Origin of the sequence: Streptomyces sp. NPDC059567 (assembly GCF_042735655.1) — a bacterium.
In the GTDB taxonomy this organism is placed as follows: Bacteria; Actinomycetota; Actinomycetes; order Streptomycetales; family Streptomycetaceae; genus Streptomyces.
Window position 1 is genome coordinate 22,725 of sequence record NZ_JBHWBS010000083.1, and the last position, 12,577, is coordinate 35,301.

The window sequence follows — 12,577 nt, forward strand, 5'->3', positions numbered from 1 at the left end:
CACCTTGAATATCTCCCCGCCGCGCGGTGATTTAACCCGGGTGGGCCCGGGCTGGGGCGGGCCGCTCTTTACCCCCCCCCCTTGCGGGGGCGCGGGGTCTCCGACGGGCGACCGCCCGCTCGGACACTGACATCGGTACCTCATACGGCCGGTGCAGATCACAAGGAGAAACACCATGCCGCGTCCCGCCAAGGGTGCCCGCCTCGGTGGCAGCGCCGCTCACGAGCGTCTGCTGCTCGCCAACCTGGCGAAGTCCCTCTTCGAGCACGGCCGCATCACCACGACCGAGGCCAAGGCCCGCCGCCTGCGTCCGGTCGCCGAGCGCCTGATCACCAAGGCGAAGAAGGGCGACATCCACAACCGTCGCCTGGTGCTGCAGACGATCACGGACAAGGGCGTCGTCCACACGCTCTTCACCGAGATCGCCCCGCGCTACTCCGAGCGCCCGGGTGGCTACACCCGTATCACCAAGATCGGCAACCGTCGTGGCGACAACGCCCCGATGGCCGTGATCGAGCTGGTCGAGGGCGAGATCGCCAAGAAGGCGACCGTCGCCGAGGCCGAGGCCGCCGCCAAGCGCGCCGTCAAGGAGGCTGACGAGGCCAAGGTCGAGGAGACCAAGGTCGAGGACGCCGCCGAGGAGTCGAAGGACGCGTAAGCGTTCCGACGAATCTCGTGTGCGGGCCCGTACCCCCAGGGGTACGGGCCCGCTCCCGTGATGTTGAGAGGATGAATCGCGTGAGCGACGACGTGCAGCCCGGCTTCGTACGGATCCGGCTCGACCTTTCCTACGACGGGAAGGAGTTCTCCGGCTGGGCCAAGCAGGCCCACGGACAGCGGACCGTCCAGGGCGACATCGAGGAAGCCCTGAAGACCGTGACGCGGTCCAAGGAGACGTACGAGCTGACCGTCGCCGGACGCACCGACGCCGGTGTGCACGCCCGCGGCCAGGTCGCCCACGTCGATCTGCCCGTCGAGCTGTGGGCCGAGCACCAGGACAAGCTGCTCAGGCGGCTCGCGGGGCGGCTCTCGCACGATGTGCGGGTCTGGCGGCTGTCGGAGGCTCCCAGCGGCTTCAACGCGCGGTTCTCGGCCATCTGGCGTCGCTACGCCTATCGCGTCACCGACAACCCCGGCGGCGTCGACCCGCTCCTGCGCGGCCACGTCCTGTGGCACGACTGGGCTCTCGACATGGACGCCATGAACGCCGCCGCCGAGCGGCTCGTCGGCGAGCACGACTTCGCCGCGTACTGCAAGAAGCGCGAGGGTGCCACCACCATCCGCACGCTCCAGGAGCTGCGCTGGGAGCGGCGGCCCGGCGGCATCCTCGAAGCGACCGTCAAGGCGGACGCCTTCTGCCACAACATGGTCCGCTCGCTCGTCGGCGCCCTGCTCTTCGTCGGCGACGGACACCGCCCGGTCGACTGGCCGGCGGAGGTGCTCGCCGCGGGCGTCCGGGATTCGGCCGTGCATGTCGTACGGCCGCACGGGCTCACCCTCGAAGAGGTCGGCTACCCGGCCGACGAGCTCCTGGCCGCCCGGAACCGGGAGGCCAGGAACAAGCGGTCACTCCCCGGGAGCGCCGGCTGCTGCTGACGCCTGGGAGCGGCCCCGGGCGTAGATCTGGTTGAAGGAGAAGGTGCCCAGGTCGTCACTGGCCTGGAAGACGGCCTTGTCGCCCGTGGTGACCTTCTTGCCGTTGATGAAGCCGGCCTGGGTGAAGTACGCGTACCGGCCGATCGAGTTCGCCCGGCGCAGACAGACCGTGGCGCGGCAGAACTCCTTCACGCCCGAGCCGGCCAGCGGGGCGATGCCGCCGCTGGCCTGGTTCTTCGCCTTCAGCGCCTCGGCCTCGGTGGAGAACACGGCCACGCCGACGGTGATCGCGACCCCGTCCTTCACATAGGTGGCGCGAATCACGCGGTCGCAGCCGTTCTTCTTCAGGACCGAGCCGAGAGCGCCCTGGGCGACGCTCGCGCAGTTCGTCGTCGACGAGGTCGCGCCCTTGGTGTAGGCGCGGCCGCTCATCGTCAGCTTCTTGCCCGGGAAGAGGCCCTCGGCGCTCAGCGGGGCCTTGTCCTTCTTCTCGTTCGAGATGAAGTCCTTGGGGTTGGGCGGAGGCGGCGGAGCCACCGAGGAGAACGTCGGCGCGGGCGTCGGAGTGTCGCTCGCCGTGGCCGAGCCGGTGGGGGTCACCGTGCCGTTCTTGCCCGTCGTGGTGGTGTCGTTGCTGCTCACGACCGCTGTGGCGACGATCGCGCCGACCGCGAGGGTGGCGAGCGCGCCACCGCCGATCATCAGCCAGCGCTTACGCCGCCGGGCGCCCGCGGAGGCGTCGGCGAGGGCGCCCCAGTCCGGTGTGTGCGACGCCTGCGCCCCAGGAAACGGATCCTGTGCCCCCGGAAACGGGTCGGGCTGCTGTCCGAACGGCTGCTGCTGTCCCTGCTGCTGCGGCTCCTGTGGCCACTGCGGTCCCCCAAAGCTCATGCCGCGCATCCTAAACCGGTTGGGAGACAGCGGTGCCGGCGGCGACAATGCCCCTCATGGGACATGTCGAGGCCGCGCATCTGGAGTACTACCTTCCCGACGGGAGGGTCCTGCTCGCGGACGCCTCCTTCCGGGTGGGGGAGGGCGCGGTGGTCGCCCTGGTCGGGGCCAACGGCGCCGGGAAGACCACACTGCTCCGGATGATCTCCGGGGAGCTCCAGCCGCACGGCGGTTCGGTCACCGTGAGCGGCGGTCTCGGCGTGATGCCGCAGTTCGTCGGCTCGGTGCGGGACGAGCGTACGGTCCGTGACCTGCTGGTCTCGGTCGCCCAGCCGCGGATCCGTGAGGCGGCGAAGGCGGTCGACGCGGCCGAGCACCTGATCATGACGGTCGACGACGAGGCCGCGCAGATGGCGTACGCGCAGGCGCTCAGCGACTGGGCCGAGGTCCAGGGGTACGAGGCCGAGACCGTCTGGGACATGTGCACGATGGCCGCCCTGGGCATGCCGTACGAGAAGGCGCAGTTCCGGGAGGTCCGCACGCTCAGCGGAGGCGAGCAGAAGCGGCTGGTCCTGGAGTCGCTGCTGCGGGGCACCGACGAGGTGCTGCTGCTGGACGAGCCGGACAACTATCTGGACGTCCCCGGCAAGCGGTGGCTGGAGGAGCGGCTGCGGGAGACCCGTAAGACCGTGCTCTTCATCTCCCACGACCGGGAGCTGCTGGCCCGGGCCGCCCAGAAGATCATCGCGGTCGAGCCCGGCCCCGCCGGGTCGGACGTCTGGGTGCACGGCGGCGGCTTCGAGACCTTCCACGACGCGCGTCGGGACCGTTTCGCGCGCTTCGAGGAGCTGAAGCGGCGCTGGGAGGAGAAGCACGCCCAGCTGAAGAAGCTGGTGATCAACCTGCGGCAGGCGGCGTCGGTCAGCCACGACATGGCCTCGCGGTACGCGGCGGCGCAGACCCGGCTGAGGAAGTTCGAGGAGGCCGGCCCGCCGCCGGAGCCGCCGCGCGAGCAGGACATCCGAATGCGGCTGCGCGGCGGCCGGACCGGTGTCCGTGCCGTGACCTGCGAGAACCTTGAGCTGACCGGGCTGATGAAGCCGTTCTCGCTGGAGATCTTCTACGGGGAGCGGGTCGCCGTCCTCGGCTCGAACGGGTCGGGCAAGTCACACTTCCTGCGGCTCCTCGCCGGGGATCCGTCCGTGGCCCACACGGGCCTGTGGAAGACGGGCGCGCGAGTGGTCCCCGGCCACTTCGCCCAGACCCATGCCCACCCGGAGCTGCAGGGCCGCTCCCTCGTGGACATCCTCTGGTCGGAGCACGCGAAGGACCGCGGCGGGGCGATGTCGGTGCTGCGGCGGTACGAGCTGGAGGCGCAGGGCGACCAGCCCTTCGAGAAGCTCTCCGGCGGCCAGCAGGCCCGCTTCCAGATCCTGCTCCTGGAGCTCTCGGGCACGACCGCGCTGCTGCTCGACGAGCCGACGGACAACCTGGACCTGGAGTCGGCGGAGGCGCTCCAGGACGGTCTGGAGTCGTACGACGGCACGGTGCTCGCCGTCACGCACGACCGCTGGTTCGCGAAGACCTTCGACCGGTATCTGGTCTTCGGATCGGACGGTGTCGTCCGCGAGACTCCCGAGCCGGTCTGGGACGAGCGACGGGTCGAGCGGGCGCGGTAGGGTCGGCGCGTTTTGACCCGTCTGGGGCGGCGCGGGTAGTGTTGCGGTTTGTTATGCGTATTGGCTTCGTCGTTCTCACGCGAAGGGCCCTTACGCAGGTTCCCTGGAGCAGTTACCAGTGGCTCGCATACGGGCGGTGTCCCGGCAGTGCAGGCCCCAGCTGCATGATCGCTTCAGGTGTGTCTGGACTCCATCCACTGAAGAAGCGAAGGCTACGAAGTGCGTACGTACAGCCCCAAGCCCGGCGATGTCACTCGCCAGTGGCACATCATCGACGCGCAGGACGTTGTCCTGGGTCGTCTGGCGACGACGGCTGCGAACCTCCTGCGAGGCAAGCACAAGCCCGTCTACGCCCCCCACATGGACATGGGCGACTTCGTCATCATCATCAACGCTGACAAGGTCCACCTGTCCGGCAACAAGAAGACCCAGAAGCTGGCGTACCGCCACTCCGGCTTCCCGGGTGGTCTGCGCTCCGTCCGTTACGACGAGCTGCTGGACAAGAACCCCGAGAAGGCCGTCGAGAAGGCCATCAAGGGCATGATCCCCAAGAACACCCTGGGCCGTCAGATGCTCTCGAAGCTGAAGGTCTACGCGGGCGAGAACCACCCGCACGCTGCCCAGCAGCCGGTCCCGTTCGAGATCACCCAGGTCGCGCAGTAGTTCCGGCCACACCCCCTAAGAACGAAAGAAATCTGAGGAGAATCGTGGCCGAGACCACTGTTGAGAACCCCATCGAGGGCGAGGAGACCTACGCCGAGGTCACCACCTTCGAGTCCGAGGTCCCCGTCGAGGGTGAGTACACCTCGGAGTCCCTGGCGTCCCGCTTCGGTGACCCGCAGCCGGCCGCCGGCCTGGGTCGTCGCAAGAACGCCATCGCCCGCGTCCGGATCGTTCCGGGCACCGGCAAGTGGAAGATCAACGGTCGCACCCTTGAGGACTACTTCCCCAACAAGGTGCACCAGCAGGAAGTCAACGAGCCCTTCAAGGTGCTCGAGCTCGACAACCGCTACGACGTCATCGCCCGCATCTCGGGTGGCGGCGTCTCCGGCCAGGCCGGCGCCCTGCGCCTCGGCGTGGCCCGTGCGCTGAACGAGGCGGATGTCGAGAACAACCGCCCGGCGCTGAAGAAGGCCGGCTTCCTCTCCCGCGACGACCGTGCGGTCGAGCGCAAGAAGGCCGGTCTCAAGAAGGCCCGTAAGGCCCCGCAGTACAGCAAGCGTTAATCGCCTGCTCGGTCTGCTTTGCACGTACGCCCCGGCGGCACTGCCCGTGCTGCCGGGGCGTACGTCTTTTCCTCCCCCTGGGCCTTTCTGGGCAGCTCTGACGTGAAAACGGGCATCTAGCGCTCAGGGGATCGCAAATTCGGAGCAGTTTCGGAGGACAGCTGTGGGACGACTCTTCGGCACGGACGGTGTGCGCGGTGTTGCCAACGCGGATCTGACGGCGGAGCTCGCGCTCGGTCTGTCGGTCGCCGCGGCGCATGTGCTCGCCGAGGCGGGGACCTTTGAGGGCCATCGGCCGACCGCGGTGGTCGGGCGTGACCCGCGTGCGTCGGGAGAGTTCCTGGAGGCCGCCGTCGTGGCGGGCCTCGCGAGCGCGGGCGTGGACGTCCTGCGCGTCGGCGTCCTGCCCACCCCCGCCGTGGCCTATCTCACCGGAGCGCTCGGCGCCGACCTCGGCGTGATGCTCTCGGCCAGCCACAACGCGATGCCCGACAACGGCATCAAGTTCTTCGCCCGCGGTGGCCACAAGCTCGCCGACGAGCTGGAGGACCGGATCGAGTCCGTCTACGAGGAGCACCGCACCGGCGCCCCGTGGGAGCGGCCGACCGGCGCCGGCGTCGGCCGGGTCCGTGACTACGACGAGGGCTTCGACAAGTACGTCTCCCACCTCCTCGCCGTCCTGCCGAACCGGCTCGACGGGCTGAAGGTCGTCCTCGACGAGGCGCACGGCGCCGCCTCGCACGTGTCGCCCGAGGCGTTCACCCGGGCCGGTGCCCAGGTCGTCACCATCGGTGCGGACCCGGACGGCCTCAACATCAACGACGGCTGCGGCTCCACCCACCTCGGCCTGCTCAAGGCCGCCGTGGTCGAGCACGGCGCGGACTTCGGCATCGCCCACGACGGTGACGCGGACCGCTGCCTCGCCGTCGACGCGGCCGGCAACGAGATCGACGGCGACCAGATCCTCGCCGTGCTCGCCCTCGCCATGCGCGAGGCCGGGACGCTGCGCGGCGACACCGTTGTCGCGACCGTGATGTCCAACCTCGGCTTCAAGCTGGCCATGGAGCGCGAAGGCCTCCAGCTGGTGCAGACGGCGGTCGGCGACCGTTACGTCCTGGAGTCCATGAAGGAGCACGACTACGCGCTGGGCGGCGAGCAGTCCGGGCACGTGATCGTGCTCGACCACGCCACCACCGGCGACGGCACGCTGACCGGCCTGATGCTGGCGGCGCGGGTCGCGGCCACCGGCAGGTCGCTCGCGGAGCTGGCCTCCGTCATGGAGCGGCTGCCGCAGGTCCTCGTCAACGTGCCGGACGTGGACAAGTCCCGGGTGAAGACCTCCGGCGAGCTGGCATCCGCGGTCACCGACGCGGAGCGCGAACTGGGCTCCACCGGCCGTGTGTTGCTCCGCCCCTCGGGCACCGAGCCGCTGGTGCGGGTGATGGTCGAGGCCGCCGACATCGAGCAGGCGCGGGCCGTGGCCGGGCGTCTGGCGGACGTGGTGAAGTCCGCGCTCGGCTAGGACCCCGGGCTCGGACCTCAGGCTTCAGGCTTCAGTGCTTCCGTGGCGCACCCGGTGGGCGGGTCATCCGTCCCCGCTGGGTGCGCCACAGCAGTTTCCAGCCGATGAGCGTGAGCACCCCGGCGACGATGATGCCGCCCAGGTTCAGCAGCAACTGCTCGGCGGAGCCCCACATCTGGTTCAGATCGCCGTAGCTGAGGGCCACGGCGGCGTTCGCCGCGGCCGGGACGGTCGTCACCGAGATCGCCACGCCGACCAGCACGCCCGCCTTCGACGAGGTCAGCGAGACCACCCCGGCCACGCCCGCGAGCAGCGCGACGACGAAGGAGAACGGGTCGGGCTGGAAGATGAAGCCGGTGTTCGGGCGCGGTGCGTCGAGCATGCCCACGTTGAACTGGCCCAGGGCGTCCATCACCAGGCTGAACACGGTCGTCGCCACGATCGCCGAGGCGAAGCCGACGAGGAGCGCGACCAGTGAGCGCCAGGCCGCCCGCGGCGCGCGCCGCACCAGGGCCGTGCTGATCCCGGCGAGCGGGCCGAACTCGGGGCCGACCGCCATGGCTCCCACGATCAGGATCGCGTTGTCCAGGACCACACCACAGGCCGCGATCATCGTCGCCACGATCATCAGGGCCGCGTAGGTGATCGTGAGGGTGGACTCCTCCTGGGCGGTCTCCGTGAGCTGCTCCCAGATCACCGCGTCCGCCGCCTCGCCCGGCGCCTCCCGCTCCGCAAGCTCGGCGCGCTCCGAGAGCGACAGGTCGATGTGCGTCACGGCGATGGAACCGACCTTGTCGATGTCCAAGTTCCTCAGCCCGTGCAGGAGTTCGTCACCCGCCTCGCGGGCGACGTCGCACATCACGATGTCACCGGCGGGTTCGCGGGCGGCACCCTCGAGCACCACGAGATGGGTGGTGCCCACGGTCGTGTCGATCAGATGGAGAACCGCTTCCGTCCGGGCGGACGGAGTGATGATCCGCAGATGCAGCATGGCCGCACCCTATGGGCTTCAGAGCTTACGGAGACTCAGGCGCTGCACCTTGTGGTCCGGGCCCTTGCGTACGACGAGGGTCGCGCGGCCGCGTGTCGGCGCCACGTTCTCCAGCAGGTTCACCTTGTTGATGGTCCGCCACATCGTGCGGGCGTACTCCAGGGCCTCCTCCTCGGAGACCTGGGTGTAGCGCTGGAAGTACGAGTCCGGGTTCTGGAACGCCGTGTCGCGCAGCTTGCGGAACCGGTTGAGGTACCAGCGCTCGATGTCCTCGGGCCGCGCGTCGACGTACACCGAGAAGTCGAAGTAGTCGGCGAGACCGACGCGCGTACGGCCGTCCTTGCCGGGCAGCGCCGGCTGGAGGACGTTGAGCCCCTCGACGATCAGGATGTCGGGACGGCGGACCACGAGCCGCTCGCCCGGCACGATGTCGTAGATCAGGTGGGAGTAGACCGGGGCGGTGACCTCGTCCTTGCCGGCCTTGATGTCGGCGACGAACCGGGTCAGCGCCCGGCGGTCGTACGACTCGGGGAAGCCCTTGCGGGACATCAGCCCGCGCGCCTTCAGCTCCTCCATCGGATACAGGAAGCCGTCGGTGGTGACGAGCTCCACGCGCGGGTGCTCCGGCCAGCGCGCGAGCAGCGCCTGGAGGAGACGGGCCACGGTGGACTTGCCCACGGCGACGGAGCCGGCGACCCCTATGACGAAGGGCGTCCCGCGCTGCTCGGCCCGCTCCCCGAGGAACGTGTTGAGCGCCCCGCGCAGCCCGCTGGTGGCCTGGACGTACAGATTGAGCAGGCGTGACAGCGGCAGATAGATGTCCCGCACCTCGTCGAGGTCGATGACGTCCCCGAGGCCCCGCAGCCGCTCGACCTCGTCGGCGGAGAGCGGCAGCGGCGTCTTGTCACGCAGCGCGCTCCACTCGCCCCGGGTGAGGTCGACGTACGGCGTGGCCTCGGCCCGGCGCTGGCCGTTGCCGTTCCCCTTGGGATGGGGGCTTCGTGGCGGCGAAGTGATCACCCCGCCATTGTCGTGGGTCGGGGGCGGTTGTGGGTGGTGGGGTCGGTCACGTGGGGGAGGGGGCAGGGGAAGGCGCCGCACGGGGCCCGTGAGGTGCCTTGGGGGTACGTCACGGGCCTCCGATGGCCGCGCGGGCGGTACGGTTCGGCCGGATACCGGGCCGTACGGGCTGTCGGCCGAGGCCAGCAGCGGTCCCATCCCAGAGCGCGGAAGGCGGTCCACCCCGGGGCCGGCTCGCACCAGAGGAGTGCTGCCGCCGCGGCCAAAGAGGCCGTCGCCGCGGGCGTAGCCGCCCCGGGAGTCCGCGTCGTGCTGGACCAGGGGGAGAGGCCGCGGCCCGTCGGGGCGTCGGATGGCGGTGTCAGGGTGCTGCGGTGCATCTCCCGGCACCGGGCGGCCCATCGCCCATGTCTCGGGCGCGGTGCCCAAGCTGGGCACCGGCTACCTGCGGGAGTTCATGGGCGGTGTGAAGTTGCGATCTTGTACCGGTTGGTAATTCGGTGTGGATCGTGGGGTGGGACTGCATAGGGTTCGCACAGAATCGCCTGTCTCGATCAGAGAGTTGAACATGAGAGCCACCGTCCTCCGCCGTACCGCCGTTGCCGTCACCGCCGTTTCGCTCGCGTTGGGTGTCGCCGCCTGTGGTGGGGCCAAGGATGAGAAGGGCGGCAAGGGCACCGACGCCGCCAAGCCGTCCGCCACCTCCGCCGCGCCCGCGGCCAAGGCGCTGTCCGCGGCCGAGCTGGAGAAGCTCGTCGTCGAGCAGGCCGACCTCAAGGCGCACAAGGTTCAGAAGGCCGAGGCGGGGGATGTCGTCAAGTCGAGTGACGTCGCCACCGACAAGGCCGCCTGCAAGCCGATCGCCGACGCCATGTCCTTCATCGCGCCCGGCAGCCCCGCCGCGACCGTGCAGCGCAAGGCCGTCGCGATTCCGGAGAAGAACGCGACGCAGGATCCCACGGATGCCGCGATCGGGGCGCTCGGTGCCCCGGTCACCGCCGTGACCCTCGGGTCGTACGACGGCGCCGGTGCGCAGGACGCCCTCGCCCTGCTGAAGACGGCCGGCACCGAGTGCGCGGGCGGCTTCACGGTCAAGAGCGGCGGGGAGGAGACCAAGGTCTCCAAGGTCGCCCTCGACACCGTCACCGCCGGTGAGGAGGCCGTCGCCTTCACCGTCACCTCCGACATGGAGGGCACGCCGTTCGTCAGCAAGCTCGCCGTCTTCCGCAAGGGCAACAACCTCGCGGCGCTCTCCACCATCAGCCTCGCCGGTGAGGTCAAGGAGCAGCCGAAGACCCTCATCGACGCGCAGGCCGCCAAGCTCGGCTGAGTCCGGCCGTCCGGGGGGCTTCGGTCGTAGGCTGCCGCCATGTGCGGAATCGTGGGATACGTCGGCGGGCAGTCGGCGCTTGATGTGGTGATCGCGGGCCTCAAGCGGCTCGAGTACCGGGGCTACGACTCGGCCGGCGTCGCGGTGCTCTCCGACGGGGGACTGGCCGCGGCGAAGAAGGCGGGCAAGCTCGTCAATCTGGAGAAGGAGCTGGTGGACCGGCCGCTGTCGAGCGGGTCCACCGGTATCGGACACACCCGCTGGGCCACCCACGGCGGGCCGACCGACGTCAACGCGCACCCGCATCTCGACAACGCGGGGCGCGTGGCCGTCGTCCACAACGGGATCATCGAGAACTTCGCCGCCCTCAGGGCCGAGCTGGAGGAGCGCGGCCACGACCTCGCGTCCGAGACGGACACCGAGGTCGTGGCCCATCTGCTCGCCGAGGAGTTCTCCTCCAGCGGTGACCTCGCCGAGGCGATGCGGCTGGTGTGCCGCCGGCTCGACGGCGCGTTCACGCTGGTCGCCGTCCATGCCGACCAGCCGGACGTCGTGGTCGGCGCCCGGCGGAACTCGCCGCTGGTGGTCGGCGTCGGCGAGGGGGAGTACTTCCTCGCCTCCGACGTCTCCGCCTTCATCGCCCACACCCGGGCCGCGATCGAGCTGGGCCAGGACCAGGTCGTCGAGCTCTCCCGCGAGGGCGTCGAGGTCACCGACTTCGGCGGCGCCCCGGCCGACGTGCGGGCGTACCACGTGGACTGGGACGCCTCGGCCGCCGAGAAGGGCGGCTACGACTACTTCATGCTCAAGGAGATCGCCGAGCAGCCCAAGGCGGTCGCCGACACCCTCCTCGGGCGGATCGACGCAGAGGGCCGCCTCAAGCTCGACGAGGTGCGCATCCCGGACGCGGTGCTGCGCGAGGCCGACAAGATCGTCATCATCGCCTGCGGCACGGCCTTCCACGCCGGAATGATCGCGAAGTACGCCATCGAGCACTGGACCAGGATCCCCTGCGAGGTGGAGCTGGCGAGTGAGTTCCGCTACCGCGATCCGATCCTCGGCCAGCGCACCCTCGTCATCGCGATCTCCCAGTCCGGCGAGACGATGGACACCCTGATGGCGCTGCGGCACGCGCGCGAGCAGGGCGCCAAAGTGCTCGCCGTCTGCAACACGAACGGGTCGACCATCCCCCGGGAGTCCGACGCCGTGCTCTACACGCACGCGGGTCCCGAAGTCGCCGTCGCGTCCACGAAGGCGTTCCTGACGCAACTCGTCGCCTGCTACCTGCTGGCGCTCTACCTGGGCCAGGTGCGCGGGACGAAGTGGGGCGACGAGATCCACGCGGTGATCAGGGACCTCGCGCGGATCGCCGACGAGGTCGAGCGGGTCCTGGAGACGATGGAGCCGGTGCGCGCGCTGGCCCGTTCGCTCGCGGACAAGGACACCGTGCTGTTCCTCGGCCGGCACGTCGGCTACCCGGTGGCCCTGGAGGGCGCGCTGAAGCTGAAGGAACTGGCGTACATGCATGCCGAGGGCTTCGCGGCGGGCGAGCTGAAGCACGGGCCGATCGCGCTCATCGAGGAGGACCTGCCGGTGGTGGTCGTCGTGCCCTCACCGCGCGGCCGGTCCGTCCTGCACGACAAGATCGTCTCCAACATCCAGGAGATCCGGGCGCGCGGGGCGCGGACGATCGTCATCGCGGAGGAGGGCGACGAGGCGGTCGTCCCGTACGCCGACCACCTCATCCGTATCCCGGCAACGCCTACGCTGCTCCAGCCGCTGGTCTCCACCGTGCCGCTGCAGGTCTTCGCCTGCGAGCTGGCGACGGCGCGCGGCAACGAGGTGGACCAGCCGCGCAACCTGGCGAAATCTGTGACCGTGGAGTGAGCGAATGATCATCGGGGTGGGGATCGACGTGGCGGAGATCGACCGCTTTGCCGCGTCGATCGAAAGGACGCCTGGGCTGCTCCAGCGCCTCTTCGTGGAGCGTGAGCAGCTTCTCCCGAGCGGCGAACGGCGCGGGGTCGCCTCCCTCGCCGTGCGCTTCGCCGCGAAGGAGGCGCTGGCCAAGGCGCTCGGCGCGCCGGCCGGCCTGCACTGGACCGATGCCGAGGTGTACGTCGAGGGCACCGGGCAGCCGCGGCTGCGGGTGAGCGGGACGGTGGCGGCGCGGGCGGCCGAACTGGGCGTGAAGCACTGGCATGTGTCGCTCAGCCACGACGCCGGCGTGGCGTCGGCGGTGGTGATCGCGGAGGGGTAGGGCCGGTTGCAGGGGCGAGCCCCCGGGGGGGGCGGCGGGTTGGGGGGGGCGGGGCGGGGGGC

At 70.1% G+C, this 12,577-nt stretch carries 12 protein-coding genes; 9 read left to right on the top strand and 3 right to left on the bottom strand.

Annotation, left to right across the window (positions count from 1 at the left end; translation table 11 throughout):
• The first annotated feature begins 175 nt into the window (after nucleotides 1-175).
• On the top strand, nucleotides 176-658 hold the full coding sequence (rplQ, locus tag ACFVZW_RS28505) for a 50S ribosomal protein L17 (protein WP_361859328.1): 483 nt from the start codon (nucleotides 176-178) through the stop codon (nucleotides 656-658).
• An 80-nt stretch (nucleotides 659-738) separates the two neighbouring features.
• Nucleotides 739-1,596 carry a tRNA pseudouridine(38-40) synthase TruA gene (gene truA / locus ACFVZW_RS28510; RefSeq protein ID WP_384526958.1) on the top strand — a complete coding sequence of 286 codons (858 nt, stop codon included), beginning with the start codon at nucleotides 739-741 and terminating at the stop codon, nucleotides 1,594-1,596.
• Here the strand turns inward: truA and ACFVZW_RS28515 are convergent.
• Nucleotides 1,567-2,487: a hypothetical protein gene (locus ACFVZW_RS28515; protein WP_384526960.1), complete on the bottom strand. Its 921-nt coding sequence runs from the start codon at nucleotides 2,485-2,487 to the stop codon at nucleotides 1,567-1,569. The two genes, truA and ACFVZW_RS28515, sit on opposite strands and share 30 nt — an antisense overlap.
• Before the next feature lie 56 nt (nucleotides 2,488-2,543).
• Here ACFVZW_RS28515 and ACFVZW_RS28520 point away from each other — a divergent pair, with 56 nt between their 5' ends.
• The 4 genes from ACFVZW_RS28520 (at nucleotide 2,544) to glmM (ending at nucleotide 6,914) form a co-directional block, all read left to right on the top strand.
• Complete coding sequence (locus tag ACFVZW_RS28520; RefSeq protein ID WP_384526963.1) at nucleotides 2,544-4,166, top strand: ABC-F family ATP-binding cassette domain-containing protein; 1,623 nt, start codon at nucleotides 2,544-2,546, stop codon at nucleotides 4,164-4,166.
• Nucleotides 4,167-4,385: 219 nt separating this feature from the next.
• Nucleotides 4,386-4,829 carry a 50S ribosomal protein L13 gene (gene rplM / locus ACFVZW_RS28525; protein ID WP_015035600.1) on the top strand — a complete coding sequence of 148 codons (444 nt, stop codon included), beginning with the start codon at nucleotides 4,386-4,388 and terminating at the stop codon, nucleotides 4,827-4,829.
• 44 nt (nucleotides 4,830-4,873) lie between these two features.
• A complete protein-coding gene (rpsI, locus tag ACFVZW_RS28530) occupies nucleotides 4,874-5,392 on the top strand; it encodes a 30S ribosomal protein S9 (protein WP_361859316.1) in 519 nt (172 codons plus the stop codon).
• Nucleotides 5,393-5,555: 163 nt separating this feature from the next.
• On the top strand, nucleotides 5,556-6,914 hold the full coding sequence (gene glmM, locus ACFVZW_RS28535; RefSeq protein WP_384526967.1) for a phosphoglucosamine mutase: 1,359 nt from the start codon (nucleotides 5,556-5,558) through the stop codon (nucleotides 6,912-6,914).
• A gap of 31 nt (nucleotides 6,915-6,945) precedes the next feature.
• Here the strand turns inward: glmM and ACFVZW_RS28540 are convergent, their stop codons facing one another.
• Nucleotides 6,946-7,905 carry a DUF389 domain-containing protein gene (locus tag ACFVZW_RS28540; RefSeq protein WP_384526970.1) on the bottom strand — a complete coding sequence of 320 codons (960 nt, stop codon included), beginning with the start codon at nucleotides 7,903-7,905 and terminating at the stop codon, nucleotides 6,946-6,948.
• 18 nt (nucleotides 7,906-7,923) lie between these two features.
• Nucleotides 7,924-8,925 (bottom strand): type I pantothenate kinase, encoded by a 1,002-nt coding sequence (gene coaA, locus ACFVZW_RS28545; RefSeq protein ID WP_384526972.1) that lies wholly within the window; start codon nucleotides 8,923-8,925, stop codon nucleotides 7,924-7,926.
• Between the two features lie 568 nt (nucleotides 8,926-9,493).
• On the opposite strand from coaA, the gene ACFVZW_RS28550 reads away from it, so the two are divergent.
• The 3 genes from ACFVZW_RS28550 to ACFVZW_RS28560 are packed head-to-tail and all read left to right on the top strand — an operon-like array spanning nucleotide 9,494 to nucleotide 12,515.
• Complete coding sequence (locus tag ACFVZW_RS28550; RefSeq protein WP_384526975.1) at nucleotides 9,494-10,255, top strand: hypothetical protein; 762 nt, start codon at nucleotides 9,494-9,496, stop codon at nucleotides 10,253-10,255.
• Nucleotides 10,256-10,294: 39 nt separating this feature from the next.
• Nucleotides 10,295-12,142, top strand: a complete 1,848-nt coding sequence (gene glmS / locus ACFVZW_RS28555) for a glutamine--fructose-6-phosphate transaminase (isomerizing) (protein ID WP_384526978.1) — start codon at nucleotides 10,295-10,297, stop codon at nucleotides 12,140-12,142.
• Between the two features lie 4 nt (nucleotides 12,143-12,146).
• Complete coding sequence (locus tag ACFVZW_RS28560; protein WP_362362105.1) at nucleotides 12,147-12,515, top strand: holo-ACP synthase; 369 nt, start codon at nucleotides 12,147-12,149, stop codon at nucleotides 12,513-12,515.
• Nucleotides 12,516-12,577: the final 62 nt, after the last annotated feature.